This is a genomic window from Dactylosporangium sp. CA-152071 (assembly GCF_050936335.1).
Classification (GTDB): Bacteria; Actinomycetota; Actinomycetes; order Mycobacteriales; family Micromonosporaceae; genus Dactylosporangium; species Dactylosporangium maewongense.
Genome location: NZ_JBNJMZ010000001.1, coordinates 5,447,436 through 5,467,322, shown reverse-complemented (window position 1 = coordinate 5,467,322; position 19,887 = coordinate 5,447,436). Strand labels below are relative to the sequence as shown.

General features: G+C 70.2%; 19 protein-coding genes. 8 read left to right on the top strand and 11 right to left on the bottom strand.

Features of this window, described 5'->3' with window-relative positions; translation table 11 throughout:
* The first annotated feature begins 14 nt into the window (after positions 1-14).
* The 3 genes from ACQEVZ_RS24375 to ACQEVZ_RS24365 all read left to right on the top strand — a co-directional run bounded on the left by ACQEVZ_RS24375 (position 15) and on the right by ACQEVZ_RS24365 (position 3,050).
* Complete coding sequence (locus tag ACQEVZ_RS24375) at positions 15-485, top strand: hypothetical protein (RefSeq protein ID WP_433370279.1); 471 nt, start codon at positions 15-17, stop codon at positions 483-485.
* A 76-nt stretch (positions 486-561) separates the two neighbouring features.
* Positions 562-1,314, top strand: coding sequence for an ABC transporter ATP-binding protein (locus tag ACQEVZ_RS24370; RefSeq protein ID WP_344514908.1), 753 nt, complete (start codon positions 562-564; stop codon positions 1,312-1,314).
* Positions 1,299-3,050, top strand: a complete 1,752-nt coding sequence (locus ACQEVZ_RS24365) for a hypothetical protein (protein WP_433370275.1) — start codon at positions 1,299-1,301, stop codon at positions 3,048-3,050. Before ACQEVZ_RS24370 ends, ACQEVZ_RS24365 begins: the two co-directional genes overlap by 16 nt.
* A gap of 91 nt (positions 3,051-3,141) precedes the next feature.
* Here ACQEVZ_RS24365 and ACQEVZ_RS24360 read toward each other — a convergent pair whose 3' ends face one another.
* Positions 3,142-5,664: a DUF262 domain-containing protein gene (locus tag ACQEVZ_RS24360; RefSeq protein ID WP_433370272.1), complete on the bottom strand. Its 2,523-nt coding sequence runs from the start codon at positions 5,662-5,664 to the stop codon at positions 3,142-3,144.
* Between the two features lie 239 nt (positions 5,665-5,903).
* On the opposite strand from ACQEVZ_RS24360, the gene ACQEVZ_RS24355 reads away from it, so the two are divergent.
* Positions 5,904-6,518, top strand: coding sequence for a hypothetical protein (locus ACQEVZ_RS24355; RefSeq protein ID WP_344514900.1), 615 nt, complete (start codon positions 5,904-5,906; stop codon positions 6,516-6,518).
* A 54-nt stretch (positions 6,519-6,572) separates the two neighbouring features.
* Here the strand turns inward: ACQEVZ_RS24355 and ACQEVZ_RS24350 are convergent, their stop codons facing one another.
* Both ACQEVZ_RS24350 and argG read right to left on the bottom strand, forming a co-directional pair.
* The gene (locus ACQEVZ_RS24350; protein WP_433370268.1) at positions 6,573-7,337 is read right to left on the bottom strand and encodes a hypothetical protein; all 765 of its coding nucleotides are present in this window, start codon (positions 7,335-7,337) and stop codon (positions 6,573-6,575) included.
* 211 nt (positions 7,338-7,548) lie between these two features.
* Positions 7,549-8,997: an argininosuccinate synthase gene (gene argG, locus ACQEVZ_RS24345; RefSeq protein ID WP_433370265.1), complete on the bottom strand. Its 1,449-nt coding sequence runs from the start codon at positions 8,995-8,997 to the stop codon at positions 7,549-7,551.
* 110 nt (positions 8,998-9,107) lie between these two features.
* On the opposite strand from argG, the gene ACQEVZ_RS24340 reads away from it, so the two are divergent.
* A complete protein-coding gene (locus ACQEVZ_RS24340) occupies positions 9,108-9,437 on the top strand; it encodes a DoxX family protein (RefSeq protein ID WP_433370262.1) in 330 nt (109 codons plus the stop codon).
* A 2-nt stretch (positions 9,438-9,439) separates the two neighbouring features.
* Positions 9,440-10,303, top strand: coding sequence for an RNA polymerase sigma-70 factor (locus tag ACQEVZ_RS24335; RefSeq protein WP_433370259.1), 864 nt, complete (start codon positions 9,440-9,442; stop codon positions 10,301-10,303).
* 42 nt (positions 10,304-10,345) lie between these two features.
* Here ACQEVZ_RS24335 and ACQEVZ_RS24330 read toward each other — a convergent pair whose 3' ends face one another.
* The 4 genes from ACQEVZ_RS24330 to ACQEVZ_RS24315 all read right to left on the bottom strand — a co-directional run bounded on the left by ACQEVZ_RS24330 (position 10,346) and on the right by ACQEVZ_RS24315 (position 14,794).
* On the bottom strand, positions 10,346-11,635 hold the full coding sequence (locus ACQEVZ_RS24330; protein ID WP_344514890.1) for a cellulose-binding protein: 1,290 nt from the start codon (positions 11,633-11,635) through the stop codon (positions 10,346-10,348).
* 131 nt (positions 11,636-11,766) lie between these two features.
* Positions 11,767-13,389 carry a DUF885 domain-containing protein gene (locus ACQEVZ_RS24325; RefSeq protein ID WP_433370256.1) on the bottom strand — a complete coding sequence of 541 codons (1,623 nt, stop codon included), beginning with the start codon at positions 13,387-13,389 and terminating at the stop codon, positions 11,767-11,769.
* A 243-nt stretch (positions 13,390-13,632) separates the two neighbouring features.
* Entirely contained in the window at positions 13,633-14,301 is a 669-nt protein-coding gene (locus tag ACQEVZ_RS24320) for an NADPH-dependent F420 reductase (protein WP_433370253.1), read from the bottom strand.
* A 76-nt stretch (positions 14,302-14,377) separates the two neighbouring features.
* Positions 14,378-14,794, bottom strand: a complete 417-nt coding sequence (locus ACQEVZ_RS24315; protein WP_344514884.1) for a hypothetical protein — start codon at positions 14,792-14,794, stop codon at positions 14,378-14,380.
* A gap of 124 nt (positions 14,795-14,918) precedes the next feature.
* Between ACQEVZ_RS24315 and ACQEVZ_RS24310 the strand changes: the two genes are divergently transcribed.
* Complete coding sequence (locus tag ACQEVZ_RS24310) at positions 14,919-15,302, top strand: hypothetical protein (RefSeq protein WP_344514882.1); 384 nt, start codon at positions 14,919-14,921, stop codon at positions 15,300-15,302.
* A gap of 183 nt (positions 15,303-15,485) precedes the next feature.
* Here ACQEVZ_RS24310 and ACQEVZ_RS24305 read toward each other — a convergent pair whose 3' ends face one another.
* Genes ACQEVZ_RS24305 through ACQEVZ_RS24290 form a run of 4 tightly spaced genes read right to left on the bottom strand, consistent with a single transcriptional unit; the run spans position 15,486 to position 18,597 of the window.
* Positions 15,486-16,148 carry a hypothetical protein gene (locus tag ACQEVZ_RS24305; RefSeq protein WP_433370249.1) on the bottom strand — a complete coding sequence of 221 codons (663 nt, stop codon included), beginning with the start codon at positions 16,146-16,148 and terminating at the stop codon, positions 15,486-15,488.
* A gap of 49 nt (positions 16,149-16,197) precedes the next feature.
* Positions 16,198-17,544 carry a TolB family protein gene (locus ACQEVZ_RS24300; RefSeq protein ID WP_433370246.1) on the bottom strand — a complete coding sequence of 449 codons (1,347 nt, stop codon included), beginning with the start codon at positions 17,542-17,544 and terminating at the stop codon, positions 16,198-16,200.
* Complete coding sequence (locus tag ACQEVZ_RS24295; RefSeq protein WP_433370243.1) at positions 17,532-17,825, bottom strand: hypothetical protein; 294 nt, start codon at positions 17,823-17,825, stop codon at positions 17,532-17,534. Before ACQEVZ_RS24295 ends, ACQEVZ_RS24300 begins: the two co-directional genes overlap by 13 nt.
* Positions 17,818-18,597: a ComEA family DNA-binding protein gene (locus tag ACQEVZ_RS24290; protein WP_433370240.1), complete on the bottom strand. Its 780-nt coding sequence runs from the start codon at positions 18,595-18,597 to the stop codon at positions 17,818-17,820. Before ACQEVZ_RS24290 ends, ACQEVZ_RS24295 begins: the two co-directional genes overlap by 8 nt.
* A 171-nt stretch (positions 18,598-18,768) precedes the next feature.
* On the opposite strand from ACQEVZ_RS24290, the gene ACQEVZ_RS24285 reads away from it, so the two are divergent.
* Entirely contained in the window at positions 18,769-19,884 is a 1,116-nt protein-coding gene (locus tag ACQEVZ_RS24285; RefSeq protein ID WP_433370237.1) for an aromatic ring-hydroxylating oxygenase subunit alpha, read from the top strand.
* Positions 19,885-19,887: the final 3 nt, after the last annotated feature.

The following is a 19,887-nucleotide window of genomic DNA, read 5'->3' as shown; positions in this document are numbered from 1 at the left end:
TGAAGAACCGAGTGATGGCTCTCGTCCTGATCGCGCTCCTCGCCGGCTGCAGCGACGCGATCGAGCAGCCCGGCGCCACCCCCTGGAGCCCGCCCGCGACCCAGGCGCCCGGCGCGCCATGGCCGGACCGGGTCACCGCCGACGCGGGAGGTGTACTGGCGGCGCCGGGCTTCAACGCCCACATCGACGCCACCGCGCCGGCCTGGGCGGAGGCGGCGGACAGCACCGTGGCGGAACTGCTCAACCTGAACCGCGGCTTCGACGGCCCGGTCGCCATCTACCTGCACCGCGACAAGACCGACGACGACCCGGTCCTGACCGTCACGCTCACCAAACTCGGCGACGATTCCATCCAGGCGATGCGTTACCGCGTCGTCCTGCACCGCGAGACCGACGGCCGCTTCCGCTTCGTCTCGGGCGAACGCACCCAGCGCTGCCAGTCAGGCCGCGGCCACCAGACCTTCGAGGCCGCCCGCTGCTCGTAGGGGTGTAGTTATCCCCACCCCCGTCAGGTAGGCAGGGGCAATCCGCCGGAGTTGATCCATCCGTACCGTCGACGGCATGGAAACGGCGTTGGATATTCGGGGGCTGGTCAAGCGGTTCGGGGACAAGGTCGCCGTGGCTGGGGTTGACCTGGCGGTGCCGCGGGGGTCGTTCTACGGGCTGGTGGGGCAGAACGGGGCCGGGAAGACCACGACCCTGTCGATGGCGGTCGGGTTGCTGCGGCCCGATGGTGGCACCGCCAGCATCTTCGGGGCGGACGTCTGGTCGGCGCCGGCGCAGGCCAAGGCGCTGGTCGGCGTCCTTCCCGACGGGCTCGCCATGCCGGAGCGGCTGACGGGGCGGGAGGTGCTCACGTACATCGGGCTCCTGCGCGGCATGCCTCGGGCGACCGTCGCCGAGCGGGCCGATGAGCTCCTTGCCGTGCTTGAGCTTGATGCCGCCGAGAAGGCGCTGGTCATCGAGTATTCGACGGGCATGCGGAAGAAGATCGGGCTGGCCACGGCGTTGCTGCACGCGCCGCGGTTGCTGGTGCTGGACGAGCCGTTCGAGGCGGTCGATCCCGTGTCGGCGGCGACCATCAAATCCATCCTGCGTGGGTTTGTGGCGGGCGGCGGGTCGATCGTGCTGTCGAGTCACGTGATGGCGCTGGTCGAGCAGCTCTGCGATCACGTGGCCGTCGTCGACGCGGGCCGCGTCGTCGCCGCCGGGCCGCTGGACGAGGTGCGGGGTGGGCGGTCGCTGGAGGACACGTTCGTCGGGCTGGTGGGCACCGAGCAGACCAAGAAGGAGCTGTCGTGGCTGTCGAAGTGACCATGGCGCAGATGAAGTTCGCCATCCTGCGGCACGCCTTCCGAGGGCCGCGCGCGCAGACGGCCGGCACGGGTGCGCTGCTCGGGGCGGTGCTGGCGGCCGGGACGATCTACCTGGCGTTCGTCGACGCCGACCTCCTCGCCGCCGGGTACGCGGTCTGGATGCTCGGCTGGATGCTCGGCCCGGTCTTCATGGGCGGCGGCGACGAGACGGTCCGGCCGGAGTACTTCGCGCTGCTCGGGCTGCCCCGGCGGCGCCTGGCGATGGGCCTGCTGACGGCGGCGTTCGTCGGCGTCGCGCCGCTCGTGTCGTTCACCGCGCTGCTCGGTCTGCTCGTTGTTGGAATCCGCTCCGGTTCGGTGTTGCTGGCAGTGCCGGCGACGCTGCTGCAACTCGCGGTCTTCGTGCTGCTGTCGAAGGTGTGCGTGGCGGTCGTCGGCCTGGCGCTGCGGTCGCGGGTCGGGGCGGTCGGCTCCGGCCTCGTCAACGGGGCGATCCTGGCGGCGCTCGGGCAGGTCTGGGTGTTCTTCGCCGCGTTCGGCGAGACCGGAATTCCATCGTTCGTTGGATATCTCCCGTCGTCGTGGGGTGTGCAGGCCGCCCGCGGGCACTGGTGGGCTCTGGCAGCGTTGGCGGCGTCGGTACTGGTGCTGCTCGCGCTCTGGGCGGCGCTGCTCGGCCGGCGTTCCCGCCCTTCGTCGGGCCGCGGCGCGTGGTCTGTGCGGCCCACGTCCCCCACGGGTGCCGTGGTGGCGAAGGAGCTGCTCACCTGGTCGCGTGACCTGGTCCGCAACCACCAGCTGGCGTTCGCGCTCTCCTACGGCGTCTGCTTCGCCGCCAGCCCGCTGCTCATCGGCTGGAACGGCATGCTCCCCTACGCCGGCCCCATCTTCGTCGTCATGGCCGCCGCGATGTCCTCCAACCTGTACGGCACCGACGGCACCGCCCTCTGGCTCACCCTGCTCGCCAACGCCTCCGACGTCCGCGGCCGTCAGCTCGCGTTCCTCTCCGTCCAGGCCCCGCTGGCAATCCTCGTCACGTTGGTTTTCACCGCGATCACGGGTGGCCCGTGGCCGCTGGTCCTCGCCCTGCTGCCCGCCCTACTGGGCGGCGCCGCCGGCCTGATCCCGCTCGTCTCGGTGTACGCCCTGATCCCCGGCACCGACCCGCACCGCCGCGCCGGCAACCCCCTGCGCACCAGCGAGAACGACGGCGGCCTGACGGGCCTGGCGTACCTGATGATCGCCCTCGTCCTGCTGGCGGCCGCGCCGGCTCTTCTCACCGCGATCTGGTTCGGCTGGGCGGGCGTGGCGGTCGGCCTGCTGACCGGCGCGGCCTGCTTCTGGTTCCTCGGTTCGCTGGCCGAGCGCCGCCTCGCGTCCCACGGCCCCGAACTGCTGGACACGATGCGCACCGGCCGCAAACCGGTCACGCAGAAGACCCTGCGCTTCGACCACCTGAGCAACACCCAGAAGGCGGTGGCCGGCTGGTGCTTCGGCCTCGGCGCCATCCCCCTGTTCCCGCAGGGCATCGTCGCCGCGATCTTCGTCGCCAACGACAAGCTCCACCACAGCTGGTTCCTGGCCACCTACATGCCGACCGGCCTTCAGTACGCGGTAGCGGGCGCGTTCATCGCCCTCGGCCTCACGATGTACGGCACGGGCCTCTGGCTCGCCCGCCCGCGCGGCAAGGAACGCCAAGGAATCGCAGCCGCTGCGGTCGGGCTGCCTGATTAGCGTTGCTGGCCAAGAGGCGACTGGCCGGTTGGGGCCGGGCAAGCTCGGAAGCTTTGCCCGGCACCATCCGCAACGCATCCCCTGGGACCACCTATCCCGGCGGCATCTCGTCGGCAGTGCACGCTGAAGCGAACCATTGCAACGCATCCCGAACCGGTTCCCGTGCCTCCGGATTCGCCAGTACGTCGAGCGGGAACCACGGCTGGAAGTCCACCTTGGCAGCCGGCACGACGATGCCCGGGATGACCTCGCACCGTTTACGGAACTCTTCGCGGACTGCCGGATCGTCGAAAGGTGGGACGAGTCTCAAGGCGTCGAAGGCCATCTCGACGTAGTCATTCTCCGGGCTGACGATCCACGGAACAGCTGACCTGTCAGTACCGACGGCGAAATAGCCACTGATCTCTTCATGGTATCCGACTGAAAACTCGCCGCCTGCCTGCCGCCATGCCTCTACGGCAGCACGCAGACCAGCGATCGTTGCTGCGTCAGCCTCCGCATCGAAGACGCCCCAGAACTCTGCTTCAGAGTCGGGGTCGGGCGGCGGGGCACTGACGGCTTCTGGTGAAGTGAGACCGATCAGTTGAGCCAGTTCAGTCGGCCACATGCGGTGATACTGGCTCGCGACGCCTTCGATGAGGTCGACACCTTCGGCGGTCAACCGTGCGAGGGGATCCTCCCTCTCCGCACCGTCAGGCCAGCGGAGATCAGGCAGGACGCTGCCTCCCTGATCCAAGACGCGCCAGATGTTCGGGAACGCATTGCTCCGCAGGTGCCGGGTGACAACTCCCTGATAGCTGCTGACGAGTTCAGCCAGGTCCGCTGGGGAGGTCCAGGTGCCCGCCGGAAGTGCGGTGAGAGCCTGGCGTAGGGTGCGCCACTTCGGCTTCTCGGCAGGTGGCTCCGCAGGACGGGGATTCGGTCCCGGCCAAAGCGCGATGGCACGGCCGGCCAGCTCATCGGCACGGTCAAGGATCTGCTCCGGTCCCCAATTGCGGGACGCTGCGACGGCGTGGTTCATGGCGAGACCACTGTCGCGAAGGAGAATCCGCTTATCTGCGAAGGGCTTGTTGCTCAGCTGGCCGTTGTAGCCGCTGAGCGTGAGGTTGCCCAAGGTGTGTACCAGTGCGGCGTGAGCGTCCCTGACCGTCTGGCCGGCTGGGGCAAGTGGCTCGAGATCGCGGCGCCAGGCCGCGTTCAACGTTTGCGGCATCACGTGTTCGACGGTCAGCGATGCGCGGGTCCAGTCGACTGGCTCCTTGTGCTCGAAGCTCTCTTCGAACCGACGTAGGACGAACTGCCGCTGCTGTGAGCGGCCAGACCAGTAGAAGTTTCGGTCGCGGATGGCGTCGCGCAGCGCTGCGTCGTCCGCCCAGTAGTGACGTTCCCGGGACAAGTACTCACGGATCTTCTCGACGATCGGACCATCCACCAGCTCAGCCGGTGCGCTGTTGAGGATGCGGTTCAAGTTGTTCGTCGGTGTACCGCACAGCATCCGCCGGACGAGGAAGGACTCCAAACAGGTGAGCGCGTCAGCGACTTCCTCGCTTGTCGCGGTGGTCTTGTCGCGACGATCAAGGATTGCCATAGCAGCGGGATAGATCGTGACCGCATCCCAGGCGGTCAGCCGACGTAGCGCGCGCCTGACGTTCTGATGCGCCTCCCGGTCAGGGTCCAGCAGCAGACTCAGGAGACGCCCGCGCCGGGTCAGCTCGGCGACCTCGGCTTCGACGGCCACTTCGTCCAGCTGCTTCTCAAGGTGCGCCAGCCGGTGTCGCTGATTGCGGTAAACATCGTCCCGCCGCACCTTCTGCTGCCCGCGTAGGACGAGGTCCAGCCACGCAAGGAGCTCAAGACCTTCCGTCCCAAGCAGCTCATGAGTCGGTTGCCAGAGGTCGCGATAGACGGCCTCACCGCGTTGAGGAAGCAGCATGAACAGGTAGTTGCGGAGCAGGTCTGCTTGAGTCAGTTTGAGCCCGGTGTTGTTCAGCGATTCGAAGATGCGGTAGACGTTGTCGTCCTTGTCCGCAGCGATCCAGACGATCTCCAAGCGCCTTGCGATTGCGCGCTCGAGCCTCCGGAGGTCGCCGGGGTCGTCGGGATCATCGAACTCCGCCAGCATCCGTTGGAAGTACCGGTACGCCTCACCGATCGCGCCAGCGGCACCGGCGTCGACGGCGCCGGCGACGCAGGCCTGGAAGGCGGCCCGGTCTGCCTGTGTCGGGAGCAGTCGCAGCGCGTCGTCGCCGACTTCCCACCTGTTGGTGAGGTAGTCCTCATGAATTTTGTCGGCAAGCTTTGCATCTTCCAGTCGTGCTCGGTCGCGCAGCGCGCAGAGCAACAATGAAAGCGTCGTCAGGCGCTGCTGGCCATCGACCACGATCCAGCGTTGGGGACCGCTTGGCAATGTCGGTCCCGGTGCCAGCACCACCGGACCGAGGAAGTGTGCCGGCCCGGGATCGCTGTCGGTGAGTGCCTCCGCCTGCTCGCGGATGGCACTCCACAGCTGCGCCCATTGTTTTTCCTGCCAGCTGTACGTCCGTTGATAAAGCGGGACCCGGAACTGGCGGTTGCCGTTGACAAGCTCCTCAATCGTTGTTTCTTGGGCTTTCACCGGCCTGGCTCCCTTGCCATCGATGCAGAACGTTGCGATGCGGCGTATCTCGCCGGCAAGCCTGCCAGTCTGAACGCAGCCACCACATCGGCGGAACAGTCTCCATACCTCGCCGGTTCACCCCGTCGTGTGTCGAGGTCGCGACATCGGGGCTGGTGAACGGGGGCGGCGCGCTGGCCGTGCTCTGGGGTACCGACGGCGAATCCGCCGCTGTGTAGCCCGAGTGGGAGGTCGGAGTCATGGGAGTGGTCAAGGGTCTTGCGTTGCTGACGGTCGGGGCGGTCGCGGGGGCGGCGGCGTTCGTCGGCTACGGGGCGATGTACGGGGACGTCGAGCTGGACAAGGTCGGGAACTACACGTCGACCGGCGGGAAGAAGGCTGAGGTCGTCAAGTTCAAGCTGGCGCCCAGTTCGGAGCAGCTGGCGAAGTGCATGCCGAAGGTCAAGGTCGACGTGAGCGTCGCGCTGGAGACCGATGTGAAGGGGTTCGACGTCTTCGACGTCAGGGTCAGCGGTGGGCCGGCGAACACGGCGTTCACGGTGTTCCTGCTCGAAGTGCCGGCGGCGCCGTTCGGGGCGGCCGAGTACGTGGGTGACGTGTTCACCGACAAGTACGGCAAGGGGCGGACCGAGCTGCGGATGATCGCGGAGGAGGCGTTCTCCTCGACGCTGGTCGGCAAGGAGCGGGTGCGCAAGGAGCTGGGGCACGTGGGCATGTGGTTCGCGGACCCGGCCGGGGACGACTTCTGCCTCGGGGCGGGGCAGGGGCCGGTGACGCCGTTCGACGGGGACAACGAGGCCGGGGTGCAGGTGTTCAACTCCGCGCCGTCCCTGCCGAAGGCACCCCTCCCGTAAACAGCAGTGGGGCGGCACCCGGATGGCCGGGTGCCGCCGTTGCTGTGCCGGAGGTTACTCAGTGGTGCGGACGTTGCCGGTAGCGGCCCGCGAGCGGATGCCGCCGTCCTGGACCGCGTAGACGCTGGCCAGGTAGTACGTGTTCTCGGGGAACCCGTCGACGAAGTGCGACATCGGCCCGGTGCCGGGGTTGGCCGGCAGGAACCAGGTGTTGCTCCTCTGCACCCGGCTCGGCTGGCCCTTGTCGTTCCAGACGGTCTGGTCCCAGCTGATCGACAGGTAGAAGCCGGTCTCCGTGGTCGCGTTGTCGGTCCAGTTGAACCAGAGCGAGTGAACGCCGGCCGACAGCTGCAGGTCGGTCGGCCCCGGCAGCGCCACGCTCACGTCGGTGAAGCCCAGGACGCGGTTCAACGCGACCGGTGTGGTCCCGTCCGGCCAGTTGGCCACCGACACCACGACGTGGTGGTCGCCCGGCATCGTGGGCAGGGCGACGGTGACGTCGTACCCGTTGTTCTTGGTGCCGTTGGGCAGGTTGGCCGTGGTGCCGCCGACGATCGTGCCGTCGATGGCCACCCGCACCTGCAGCGGCCCGCCGTCGGGGTCGAGCGCCCAGCCGGTGGCCCGCACCGCGGTGCCCAGGTTGGTGAACGTCACCGTGCCGACGGGGGAGTCGTCGGTGCTCTCCGGCGGCTCGCCGACGCACGACGGCGGCGGCACCGGGTCGTTGCAGCGGCTGGCCGCGTGGGCTGCCGACGCCGGCACGAGCGCGGCGGCGCTCAGCACGGCGGTCGCCAGCGCTGCCTGTATCTGTCTGCGCATCACATCACGTCCTCATCAATTCGGACACGGGGGCAGGAACCCCCCGCATGCGGTCGCACGTTAGCCAGCCCACGCAAGCGGTCGGATTTTGAACTCCGGCCGCCTGACCTGCGCAGACGTCAAGCAGTGACAACCGTGATGTGTCGGAACGCCGACTGTGAACAGCAAAGCGGGGACCCGCGAAGGGTCCCCGCCAGGCAGTGCGGACGGATCAGTCGGTGCCGGCCTCCATGGCCGCGGCGTCGAGGAGCTCGTCGCCGGTGGCGGCCTTGCCGCGGGAGGCGATCTCCTCCGCGCCGCCCTCGGGCATGGTGCCGATCAGGCGGGTCGACTGCTCGGTCGCGGAGACGAGCTGGCGGTGCTGGCCGCTGCCGACGATGCCGATGCGGGCGTACTGCTCGAGCTTGGCGCGGGAGTCGGCGATGTCGAGGTTGCGCATGGTGAGCTGGCCGATGCGGTCCAGCGGGCCGAAGGCGGAGTCCTCGGTGCGCTCCATGGACAGCTTGTCGGGGTGGTAGCTCAGCGCGGGGCCCGTGGTGTTGAGGACCGAGTAGTCCTCACCGCGGCGCAGGCGGATGGTGACCTCGCCGGTGATGGCGGAGCCAACCCAACGCTGGAGGGATTCGCGGAGCATGAGGGCCTGCGGGTCCAGCCAGCGGCCCTCGTACAGCAGGCGACCCAGCCGGCGGCCCTCGTTGTGGTACGCGGCGACGGTGTCCTCGTTGTGGATCGCGTTGACCAGGCGCTCGTAGGCGGTGTAGAGCAGGGCCATGCCCGGGGCCTCGTAGATGCCGCGGCTCTTCGCCTCGATGATGCGGTTCTCGATCTGGTCGGACATGCCCAGGCCGTGGCGGCCGCCGATGGCGTTGGTCTCCAGGACGAGGTCGACGGCGGAGCCGAACTCCTTGCCGTTGATCGTGACGGGGCGGCCCTGCTCGAAGCCGATCGTGACGTCCTCGGCGGCGATCTCGACCGCGGGGTCCCAGAAACGCACGCCCATGATGGGTTCCACGATCTCGATGCCCGTGTCGAGGCGTTCGAGCGTCTTCGCCTCATGGGTGGCGCCCCAGATGTTGGCGTCGGTGGAATACGCCTTCTCGGTGCTGTCCCGGTAGGGCAGGCCGTGCGCGAGCAGCCACTCGGACATCTCCTTGCGGCCACCGAGCTCGGTGACGAAGGCGGCGTCCAGCCACGGCTTGTAGATGCGCAGCGCGGGGTTGGCCAGCAGCCCGTACCGGTAGAAGCGCTCGATGTCGTTGCCCTTGAACGTGGAGCCGTCGCCCCACACCTGGACGCCGTCCTCGAGCATCGCGTTGACCAGCAGGGTGCCGGTGACGGCGCGGCCCAGCGGGGTGGTGTTGAAGTAGGTGCGGCCGCTGGAGCGGATGTGGAACGCGCCGCAGGCGAGCGCGGCAAGGCCCTCCTCGACCAGGGCGGCGCGGCAGTCGACCAGGCGGGCGATCTCGGCGCCATACGCGCCGGCGCGGCCGGGGACCGAGGCGATGTCGGGCTCGTCGTACTGCCCGATGTCCGCGGTGTAGGTGCAGGGCACCGCGCCCTTCTCGCGCATCCACGCGACAGCTACGGACGTGTCCAGGCCGCCGGAGAAGGCGATTCCGACACGTTCACCGACGGGCAGGGAGGTGAGCACCTTGGACATGCCGTAAGTATATGCATCACACTGCATGGTGATGCAACTCGTTCAGCAGAGTGATGTGACGGATGACACGCGCATGTCACGTTCGGCGCCGTGGCATCCGTCCCGCGGTCATGACTACGTCAATCACCATCGCCGCAGCACTCTGGGTCGGGTTCTCCGCCGTGTCGGTCTTCATGCGCGCCAAGTGGGTCGTCGAGCCGCTCGCGGCCTACGGCGTCCCGGCCACGTGGTGGCCATGGCTCGGCGTCGCGAAGGCGGCGGGTGTACTGGGTCTGCTGGCCGGACTGTTCGTCCCGGCCGTCGGCGTGGCGGCCGGCATCGGCCTCGTCCTGTACTTCACCGGGGCGGTCATCACCGTCCTGCGGGCGAGGTCCTACTCACACGCGATGTTTCCGCTGATGTACATGGCTCCGGTCGTCGGCGTCCTGGTGCTGTACTGATCATGATGACCGACGAGTTCGAAATCCATCGCCGACTGCTTTTCTCCGTGGCGTACCGCATCCTCGGCAGCGCGTCCGACGCCGAGGACGCGGTCCAGGACGCGTGGCTCAAGTGGTCCTCCGTGGACCGGGCGCAGGTGGGCGAGGCCAAGCCGTACATGGTCCGCATCGTCACGAACGTGGCCATGGACCGGCTCCGGTCGGCGCGGTCCCGGCGGGAGGTCTACGTCGGGCCGTGGCTGCCGGAGCCGATCCCGACCGGCAATTCTGACGGCACCGACGACGGCGGCGAGTCGCTGTCGATGGCGCTGCTCGTGGTGCTGGAGACGCTGAGCCCGCTGGAGCGCGCCGTGTTCGTGCTCAAGGAGGCGTTCGGGTTCACGTACGCGGAGATCGCCGCCGCCGTCGAGCGCTCCGAGGACGCCGTCCGGCAGGTCGGGCACCGCGCCCGCGAGCACGTGCACGCGCGCCGCCCCCGGTTCCACGCCGGGCAGGCCACCCAGCGGCGGGTCACCGAACGGTTCTTCGCCGCGGCGACCGGCGGCGACATCAACACGCTCATGCAAATGCTCGCGCCGGACGTCACCCTGTGGACCGACGGCGGCGGCAAGGTGCGCCAGGCGACCCGCCCGGTCACCGGCGCCGAGCGGGTCGCGGCGTGGTTCGCGACGCTCGGTCAGCAGCCGTACCAGGGGGTGGAGCTCGCCGACATGCGCGTCGACCTCGTGGAATTCAACGGCGGACCGGGCATCGTGTTCCGCGGCGCCGGCCGGGTCATCGGCACCATGACGCTCGACCTCGACGACCAGGGCCGCATCGCCGGCATCTACAACGTCGCCAACCCCGACAAGCTGCAGGCGCTATGACGCGGGTGCCGCGAAGGCACGGCACCCGCGTCAGCTGGGTGATCAATACCCGTAACGGCTCTTCAGATGGCGCCACCAGTCGCGCAGCATCCAGGCGTCGAACTCGGTGATCGACGAGGCCGAGCCGGCCTTCATGAGGAAGCCGCCGACGCCGGTGGGCGTCCAGTCGTAGAAGTCGTCGAGGCCGAAGCTATGGCCTATCTCGTGCAGCAGGATGTGGATGTTGTCGTTGTTGAGGGCGCCGACGAAGTACTCGCTGCCGACGCGCTGGCCCCAGTCGCCGCCGGCGCCGCCGTTCATGCCGGCCGTCAGCCACAGTGACATGTCGTAGTGGTGCGAGGCGCCGCCCGGGCAGTTCGGGTAGTTGCCGCTCTGGTTGAAGAACCGGCCGCACGGCTCCGAGCACTGCGGCGCGTTCTCCCGGATGTTGTTGACGTAGACGTCGACCGAGTTGTCGGACCACTGCAGCGTGGCCCGGTCGCGGACCGCCCAGCCGACGACCTTCAGCGGCACGTTCTGGTACGGCCAGCCGTTGTGCCCGGCCATCACGTCCATCCACTTCTTGAACTGCCGCGCCAGCGACGCGTGGATCTGGTCGCGCAGCGCGGCGCTCACCGGGGCGCTGGAATCCCAACGGACGCAGTAATTGATGCTGCCCCGGTTCGCGAACACCTGGTCCCAGCCGTAGTTGCGGAACCCGTACGGGTTGGAGTACGTCGACTCGACGTGCTGCCAGACCTGGTTGAGCGGGGTGACGAGGTTCGCCGGCGGGTTCCAGCCGCTGGTCGGCGGCGGCGTGGTGCCGATCGCGGTGCTGTACGCCCGGAACTCCAGCACGCCGACCGACGCGGCGCCGCTCTGCAGGACGAGGCGCAGGCGGCTGGTGCTGACCGGGGTGAAGTTCACGGCGTTGTACTGGTTCACGGCCGTGGGATAGCCCGAAGCGCCGGCCACGTCCACATAGGACGAACCGTTCCACGACTGCAGGCGCCAGCTGCCGGGCGTACGGACGCCGCCGCCGTCGTCGAAGAAGTAGATGTCCGACGATCGGATGGATTGCGTCGACGCCCACGTGAGCAGGACCCACTGTTCGCCGGTGTTCGGCCACGTGCCCCAGCGCCGGTTGACGGTGTCGTTGGAATTCGCGGGGTCGATGCCGTCGTTGACCGCGGCGATGCTCTCCCACGGCGAGGTGTACGAGGCGCTGGCGGTGGCCGATCGGGCCAGGTTGTCGCTCTGTCCGGGGGCGGCCTGCGCGGCGGTCTCCGCCACCGTGAGGCCGCCGGCGAGTATCGCGAGGGTGGCGAGGGGCAGGACGAGTCTTCGCAGCATGAGCGCTGTTCCTTCCGTTGCCGGTTGCCGAAATCCTTTTCGGAACCGTGCCAACGTTGCTCATGCGTGTCAATGCGTTGTGTGGGCTACCCGTGCCCGAAACGCTTGTCGAAACCGTTTCGGCGTGAAAGTTACCAGCGGGACGTGATCAGGTCCTCGAGGGTGTCCAGCGGCAGCGGCCCGTGCGCGAGGACCTCGTGGTGGAACGCGCGGATGTCGAACGCCGGCCCGAGCGCCGCCCGCTCCCGCTCCCTCAGCTGCTGGATTCGCAGCCGGCCCAGCATGTACGCGAGGGCCTGCCCCGGCATCGCGATGTACCGGTCGACCTCGTTGGCGATGTTGGTCTCCGACAGGGCGGTGTTGTCGCGCATGTACGCGATCGCCCGGTCCCGCGACCAGCCGAGATGGTGCATGCCGGTGTCCACGACGAGCCGGCAGGCCCGCCACGCGTCGAACGACACCATGCCGAGCCGGTTCAGCTCCGACGTGTACAGGCCCATCTCGTCGGTGAGGCGCTCCGTGTACAGGCCCCAGCCCTCGCCGTGCGCGTCGAAGTAGGTGAACCGCCGGAACCGCGGCAGGTCCGCCCGCGACTGCGCGACCGCGATCTGCAGGTGGTGCCCCGGGACGCTCTCGTGGAACGCGAGCACCTCGTACTCGAACCGGGCCCGCGACTCCGGCCGGTACGTGTTGACGACGTGCGCCCCGGGCCGCGAACCGTCCGCGGCGGGCGCGACGTAGTAGCCGAGCACCGAGTTCTCCGCCTCGGCGGCGTCCATCTCCCGAACCACGCACGGCGCCGTGTCGTACTTCCTGAACCAGTCCGGCACCGCCTCCTCGGCGTTGCGCAGCGCGGTCGTGACGGCGTCGACGATCTGCCCGGCGTTGTCGAACCGCAGCTCCCGGTCGTCCCTGAGCCGCGTGATGACGTCGTCCGTGCTCCTGGCGTTCAGCGCCCGCCCACCCCGGTCGGCGAACTCCTCCCGCAGCCCCGCCACCAGGTCGAGGCCGATCTGGTGGATCTCCTCCGGCCCGAGCTCGGTCGTGGTGTACGCCGCGATCAGGGTGCGATACCCGTCGGCGCCGCCCGGCACGTGACACAACCCGACCTGGTCCCCTGAGCGGGCCACCGGCAGCAGCTGCTCGTCCAGTACGGTCCGGAACCGCCGCAACGCCGGCCGCACGTGCTCCGTGACCAGGTCGGCGGCCTGCTTCGTCTGCGCGACGTCGCGCTGCAGCAACGGGTCCCGCTCCAGCGGCGTGCTCAGGTACGCGTCGACCTGCGCGATCGCCTGCCGCACGCCCAGCGCCGTGGGGAACCGCCCGTCCTGCGCGGCCTGCTGGTACCGCGCGACGTAACCGTCGAAGAAGCCGCCGAGCTTCGCGAGCCGGGTCAGGTACGCCGCGTCGCCCGTCGTCGTCATCGTCGAAACCACCTGCGCGACCGGCCCGGCGATGCTGGCCGTCACCGCCACCTCGCTGACGCCGTCCTTGGAGATCCGCTGCTCGTCCCGCAGCAGCCTGCCCAGGATCGTGTGGCTGATCTTCTCCTGCGTGCTGAGCCCGGCCGTCTCGACGGTCTTGAGCTCCGCTTCGACCTGCTGGAGCGCGGCCCGGTGCCTGCCGGCCGCGGCCCTGCCTGGATCGGGGACGTCGGCGTCGTGCCCGTCCACGCCGAACACGGTGGCCGCGAACGGCTCAGCCGCGAAGTGCAGCCGGAAGTACTCATCACCCAACCGCGCCAGCGTGTCCATCGCTCCACCGTATCCGGTCACCAGCCCCGGCCTGCTCGACGCTTGCCTTGGTGCCCCGGCCGAGCCGCGCCTGGCCGTCGCCGCTCAACGTGCCGTCGCGCCCTCACCCCGCCCGCGCGGCGCGGCGGCCCGTTGACCTGGTGACTGGGCTGTCCGTGCCTGGTCGTCACCGCACGGCTGCCACCCGCGTGCACACCGATCGGCGCGGCTCCGGTGGCCGGCCGGGGCGTCCGTGGCAGGTGGTCAGCGCTTGGCCTGGTCGACCGCCGTCCGCAGCTGGTCCGCGGTGGCCTGGTGGCCGGCCGGGTCGTCGAACGTGCCATACGGCGGTCCATACGCGGGCGTGTCAGGCTGGAACCGCCACCCGTCCGCCAGCGTCCCGACGTCGATGGCGTCATAGCCGATGGTGTCCAGGAACTCGACCACGGCGCGCTTCGCGGTCTCGTCGTCGCCGGCGATCGGCAGCGCGCTGCGGTCGTCGGCCTGGCCGGGCCGGGCGAGCGAGCCGAGGTGCTTGAAGTAGATGTTGTTGAACACCTTCACCACGTGGGCGCCGTCCAGGTGCCGCTGCAGCAGCTCGCTGCTGGTCGTCTCGGCGTTGTCCAACTCGGCGAACGTGCCGTCGCGCTGCGGGTAGTAGTTGTTGGTGTCGATGACGGCCTTGCCCTTGAGCGGCCCGGCCGGCACCTTGTCGAACGCCTTGAACGGCACGCTCACCACCACGATGTCCCCGGCCGCCGCCGCGTCGGCCGACGTGGCCGCCCGCGCCCGCGGCCCGAGCTCGGTGACGAGGTCCTGCAGCGTCTCCGGCCCCCGCGAGTTGCTCACCACCACGTCATACCCGGCCGCGACCGCCAGCCGGGCCACCGTCCCGCCGATGAACCCACTTCCGATGAACCCGATCGTCGTCATACCGCCGACAACCCCGCCCACCACCGACCGATTCCCTGAAGACCGCGGCGACCAGGGTGATTTCTCAGACACGACCTCATGCGTGGTCCAGGAGGTAGTTGCTGGGCCCCCACTTGATCAGCCACTCCTCGTAGATGCCGGGCCGGCCGCACGCGAGGCAGCGCAGCCCGACGCAGATCCACCGCACGTCGTCGTCATCCTCACGCAGCGAGAACCCGACCGCCGCCGCGAACTCCTCCTCGCCGCACACGCAGGCGCAGACCACCTGCACCTCGTCGTCCTCGTCCCAGTACTCGACGCTGTCGGCGATGAACGCGTGCTGCCCGCACCCCAGACACGTCCGCCGGGCGGCCTTCGCCGTGTCCATCACCCGCACCTCGAACCGCCCGCCGCCGCACGACCCGCAGACGGACTCCCGCACCTCGTCGACCGGATGCTCACCGACCCCGGGCCGCCGGAGGAAGGCGGCGAGCTCCTCGAAGTCCGAAGCCATGTGCCACCTCCCGCCCAACTCCACGTCGATGCAGCCGAGCCTATCCACGAGGTACGACACTTTCCCGCGACGACGACGGCGGCGGGGGTGTCACGTTTCGCGGGCCTCGTACGTCCAGACAACCATGACCAAACGCAGCCCGTTCACGACCGCAGCCCTCGTGCTGGCCGCCATCATCAACGGCGGGCCAGGAGTGTGGGCGTTCTTCGCCCCGCGCTCGTTCTACGACGTCATCGCGACGTACCCGCCGTACAACGAGCATCTGTTCCACGACATCGGCGCGTTCGAGCTCGGGCTGACCGCGGCGATCCTGATCAGCCTGGTCTGGCGGGACGGGCTGTCCGTGGCGCTGTTCGGCGGTGCGGTCGGCGCGACCGTCCACGCGGTCGCGCACTTCCTGGACCGTGACCTCGGCGGCCGGTCCAGCGACCCGTGGACGCTCGGCGCGGTGGCCGTCGTCCTGACCGCCGGCCTCGTCGCACACCGCCGCCGGCCGACGCGAACCTGACAGTCACTCAGCGGTCAGAAGCCTCAGCGCCGCCTGGCCCTGACCGCGAACGTCGCCGCCCAGCACGCGCCACGCCGGGTGACTGTCCGGCAGTGCCTTCCGCAGCACCTCGACCCGGCGCCGACATTGGGCCATGGCGGCAGCCAGCCGCCGCGCGGGCCGGGAACGTCGATGGTCTGGCGGTCAGTCACGGAACCGGGCCAGTGCGCTGGTGAGGGCGTCGAGGCCGGCGCGGCGCTCGCGGACGTCGAGGGACTCCGCGAGGTCCAGTGCTGCCAGTACCGGCCCGGCGCTCGCCAGCTGGGCGACGACGTCGAGCGGCATGTCGGTGGCCCGCAGCGTGAACGGTCCGGCCTCGTCGGGGATCAGGCCGTGGCGGGCGGCGATCGCGTCGAGCTCGGCGGCGGCGACGTAACCGTCGACAGACGCCGTCGCGGTCAGGCCGAGCGCCTCGCTCGCCCGGGAGGTGTCCACCACCTGCCCGCGGAGCCTGCCCGCGGTGCTGGTGTGGCCGGTGTACCGCGAGGCGACCGCCCTTCCTCGGGCGCGTCCCACCAGCTCCTCGGCGGCCATCGCGTGGAGCTGCCTGCGCAGGCGGGACCGCTGGGCGGTGCCGACCCAGCCGGCGTCGTGGCCGGACAGCAGCGCGACGGCGCCCCAGGAGGTCGGGCTCGACCAGGCCCGCCACCGGTAACTGCCCCGGCTCGCCAGATACCGCTCGACCGACATCGCGTCGATGACGCCACGCGCGAGAGACCGCAGCACGCCGGCCGCGACGAGGTGCTGCACCTGGCGGGTGGACACGCCGAGTCGAGCGGCCGCGTCCCCGACCGTCACCAACTCCATGACAGATAGCTTCGCTTTCACGAAGCTATCTGTCAACGCGCGTGGAGTGTCAACGAGCCCGATGGAGTTCGAAGAACCGGATCGTTTCGGAGAAGTCATCGCCGATGAGGTGCACTGGGGCGCTGGCGTCGACGGGCGGGCGAGCCAGCGGGCGGAGGAAACGCGGCGCTGGGGCGGGTGGGGTGACGGCCGCGGCGGTGAACGGGCCGCCCGCCGCCTCCAGGGCCGTCGGCCCGCCGATGCCCTCGCCGTGGATGAAGACCTGTGTCGCGAGGCCGGAGTCGATCAGGTGTGCGGCCACCGTGCGGCAGTCGGCGGCGTCGGCGAAGTCCTCGATGTCGACGACCGTGAAGCCGTGGTCGTTGAAGCGCCGCACCTGGTCGAGATCTGGCGGGCCCGCGGGCACGCGCACGACGGTGGGGCCGTCGGCTGCGCCGTACACCAGCGCCACCAGCAACCGGTCGCCGTCGACCGGCACGGGGATACGCGAAGGGGCGGGGACGGCGGCGGACGCGACGACCCTGCGAGAAAAGCCGGCCGGGTCCACGATCGCGAGCTGCTGTCCGAGGCCCGGCGCGGCGCCGACCAGGGCCACCGAAGAGCCCCACGCCGTCAAGGAGGGGTTGATCATGGTGTACGGAAGGGGGACAGCCGAGCCGTCGAGCAGCAGGCGGTGGGTGGGGCCCTCGCGGACGAGCATGGCGATCCGGCCGTCGTCGAGGAAGCAGTACGACGCGTTGCCCAGCTCCCACGGCGGCGCCGCGCAGTCGGCGGGCATCGGGGCGATGGCCGTGCCGTCGTGGCGGTACAGGTTCCACCAGCCGGTCCGGTCGGACATGAAGTACAGCATCCCGTCGGGGCCCCAGCGCGGCTCGGTCGCCGCCTCGTCGCCGCCGCCCGCGACGCGCATCGGGTCGCCGATGTCGCCGCCGGGCTCGTAGCCGGCGACCCACACCTCGCACGCGTCCCACGGCATGTCCTTCGCGCTCCACCACGTCCAGGCGAGCATGCCGCCCGCCGGTCGCGGCGCCCCGAAGAAGCCCGCCGCCTCGGCCAGGACCCGCAACGAACCCCCGTCGAGCGGGACCGCCACGAGCGCGTCGCCGGTCGCGTCCTCCCGGACCGCGAGGAGCTCACCGTCGCCGAGGGCGAGGTCGCCGAACGCCCCCTCCGCGACCAGCGTCGAGTCCCGGAACAGACCGTCCGGCGTGGCGCACCAGACCGCGTCCGGCGCGACCACGAAGTCGCCGCCGCCGTACACGTGCGCCCCGCCGCCGACGCTGACACCCGGCGGGGTCACGTCGACCGGCTCGCCACCCGGCTGCCACCGCAGCAGCCGCGCCCCGTCCACCCAGTGCAGCGCGTCCCGGTGGGAGTCATGTCTCAGGTCGTGCACGACCCTGATTCTCCACGCCGCCGCTGCCCGAGGCCGGCGAGGAGGGTGTCCAGCGCGTCGAGCTCCGCCCAGCCGTTCACCGCGACCCGGCCGTCCGCGCCGCCTGGACCGCCGCGGCGACCTTGGCGAGCGCGGCGGCCTGGCAGCGGATGGTGCAGCCCTGCACCCAGATCGCGGTCCGCTCGCCCGGGTCCCTCCGCGGTGGTGGCGGCGACGAACCTGGCGACGGCGGCGTTGTCGGGATCCGTGTTCGCCGCCGGTACGAGCGGCAGCTCAGACATCCAGCACCCGGCGCTCCGGCGGCCGCTGCCAGGGCATCCTCGGCGGCGTGCAGGTCAGCCGGTCCCGCAGCGGAGCGAACTCGTGCGGCGCCAGGCCGGCGGCGGACGCGAACTCCTCCACGCTCGCGAATCCGGCACGCCGCCCGCGCTCGGCGACGGTCCGGCGCACCCGGTCCAGGTCGAACCCGGGCAACCGGGCCAGGTCCGCCGCGGAGACGGTGTTCACGTCCACGACGGCCGGCGCCCCCTTACTCAGCGCGACGGCGGGCGGCCCTTGACTGAACGCGGTGGCCGCTGGGCCGGGGAACGCGGATGGCGCCGGGTTGGAGTCGGTGGGCGGCATGGTGAAGCCGGCTGCGGGCGCCGGCTGCCGCCAGGTCGGCGGCGGGGCGGACGGCTCGGCGTACCAGGGGACATGGCCCGCCCGCCACTGCAGCCACGCCGAGTTGATCAGGCAGGCGTGCACCACGCAGACGAACCAGAGCACCAGCAACGCCCCCAAGGCCCAGTAGGCGGAGGCGGAGGGCTGCTCTTGCGAGGAGACGAGGATGAACAGGAAATCGGCCCAGCCGAGCACCGCGTACGCGATCCCAGGGAGCCACCAGGCCGGCCGTCTGGCGCGCAACCCGATGTAGAAGAACCCGGCGCCGCCGGCGCAGCCGTGGCCGAGGATCGGCAGCAGCAGCCACCAACTGTGCCGGATCCGCCAGCTCGGATCCGCCGCAGGGTTCGGCCCGTACTGCGGCGTGTACGGCCGGAACGCGTCAGGCATGATCGACACCTTGCTGCACCTCAAGGACGGGCTCGTCGAGCGCACGACTGTAGCAACGCCCCGCCACGTCTCCGACACGATCGAGCCAGGTGGGAGGGTGGTTGTTCGCCACCTGTCACGGCGGCGCGTAGTGCCGTTCCCGGATCGCCGTGGGCGGGTCATGATGGGGGGATGGAAGCGCCGGTGGAGCGGGGGGCGGTTGAGGCCGCGTTGTTGCCGTTCGGGTCGTCGCGGATGTTGCCCGCGGCGGCGTACACCGACCCCGCGGTGCTGGCGTGGGAGCGGCGGCACCTGTTCGCGGACGCGTGGACGTGCGTGGGGCGCGTCGACGAGCTGCGGGAAGGGTGCACGCAGCGGGCGGTCACCGTCGGCGACGTCGGGGTGCTGCTGACCTTCCCGGCCGGGGCCGTCCGCGCGTTCGCCAACGTGTGCCGGCACCGGGCGCACGAGCTGCTGCCGGACGGGGCGTCGAACGGGCGGCCGTCGGCCGTGTGCCCGTATCACGGGTGGGCGTTCCGGCTCGACGGGAAACTCGCGACCGCGCCCGGGATGGGGGCGGTCGACGCCGGCGAGCTCGGGCTGATCGAGCTGCCCGCCGCCGAGTGGGCGGGGTGGCTGTTCGTCAACGCGGGCGCCCGCGCGGAGCCGTTCGGCGAGCACCTGGGGGACCTGGAGCGGTTGCTGCGTCCGTACGGGATGGGCGAACTCCAACTGGGAGCCAGGCACGAATACCGGGTGGCCGCCAACTGGAAGGTGATGATCGACAACTATCACGAGTGCTACCACTGCCCGCTGATCCACCCCGAGCTGTGCAAGGTGTCGCCGCCCACGTCGGGCGACAACTGGGCCTTGCCGGGGGCGTGGGTCGGGGGCTCGATGGACCTGCGGCCGCACGCGACCACCATGTCGTTCGATGGCAACGGGCCCGGGCACTTCATCCCCGACGCGCCGCGCCGCACGGTGCTGTACGTGGGGCTCTTCCCCAACCTGCTGGTGTCGGCGCACCCGGACTACGTGATGACGCACCGGCTGACGCCTGTCGAGCCGGGGCTGACGACGATCGAGTGCAGCTGGTTCTTCCCGGAGGGGTTCACCGAGACGGCGTACGCCGTCGACTTCTGGGACCTGACGAACCGGCAGGACTGGGCCGCGTGCGAGTCCGTGCAGCGCGGCCTGGCCTCCCCGCACTTCGTGCCGGGGCCGCTCGCCCCCAACGAGGACGCCGTCTACCAGTGGACGACCCTGATCGCCGAGGCGTACCTCGGCCGCGGGATTCGCTTAACCTAGCCG

Coding starts and splice junctions, on each gene's coding strand:
- ACQEVZ_RS24335 (WP_433370259.1), top strand. CDS start 9,440: ATGATGACCGACGAGTTCGAAATCCATCGCCGACTGCTTTTCTCCGTG.
- ACQEVZ_RS24370 (WP_344514908.1), top strand. CDS start 562: ATGGAAACGGCGTTGGATATTCGGGGGCTGGTCAAGCGGTTCGGGGAC.
- ACQEVZ_RS24340 (WP_433370262.1), top strand. CDS start 9,108: ATGACTACGTCAATCACCATCGCCGCAGCACTCTGGGTCGGGTTCTCC.
- argG (WP_433370265.1), bottom strand. CDS start 8,997: ATGTCCAAGGTGCTCACCTCCCTGCCCGTCGGTGAACGTGTCGGAATC.
- ACQEVZ_RS24290 (WP_433370240.1), bottom strand. CDS start 18,597: ATGCCTGACGCGTTCCGGCCGTACACGCCGCAGTACGGGCCGAACCCT.
- ACQEVZ_RS24285 (WP_433370237.1), top strand. CDS start 18,769: ATGGAAGCGCCGGTGGAGCGGGGGGCGGTTGAGGCCGCGTTGTTGCCG.
- ACQEVZ_RS24315 (WP_344514884.1), bottom strand. CDS start 14,794: ATGGCTTCGGACTTCGAGGAGCTCGCCGCCTTCCTCCGGCGGCCCGGG.
- ACQEVZ_RS24330 (WP_344514890.1), bottom strand. CDS start 11,635: ATGCTGCGAAGACTCGTCCTGCCCCTCGCCACCCTCGCGATACTCGCC.
- ACQEVZ_RS24305 (WP_433370249.1), bottom strand. CDS start 16,148: ATGGAGTTGGTGACGGTCGGGGACGCGGCCGCTCGACTCGGCGTGTCC.
- ACQEVZ_RS24355 (WP_344514900.1), top strand. CDS start 5,904: ATGGGAGTGGTCAAGGGTCTTGCGTTGCTGACGGTCGGGGCGGTCGCG.
- ACQEVZ_RS24310 (WP_344514882.1), top strand. CDS start 14,919: ATGACCAAACGCAGCCCGTTCACGACCGCAGCCCTCGTGCTGGCCGCC.
- ACQEVZ_RS24320 (WP_433370253.1), bottom strand. CDS start 14,301: ATGACGACGATCGGGTTCATCGGAAGTGGGTTCATCGGCGGGACGGTG.
- ACQEVZ_RS24375 (WP_433370279.1), top strand. CDS start 15: ATGGCTCTCGTCCTGATCGCGCTCCTCGCCGGCTGCAGCGACGCGATC.
- ACQEVZ_RS24325 (WP_433370256.1), bottom strand. CDS start 13,389: ATGGACACGCTGGCGCGGTTGGGTGATGAGTACTTCCGGCTGCACTTC.
- ACQEVZ_RS24295 (WP_433370243.1), bottom strand. CDS start 17,825: ATGTCTGAGCTGCCGCTCGTACCGGCGGCGAACACGGATCCCGACAAC.
- ACQEVZ_RS24350 (WP_433370268.1), bottom strand. CDS start 7,337: ATGCGCAGACAGATACAGGCAGCGCTGGCGACCGCCGTGCTGAGCGCC.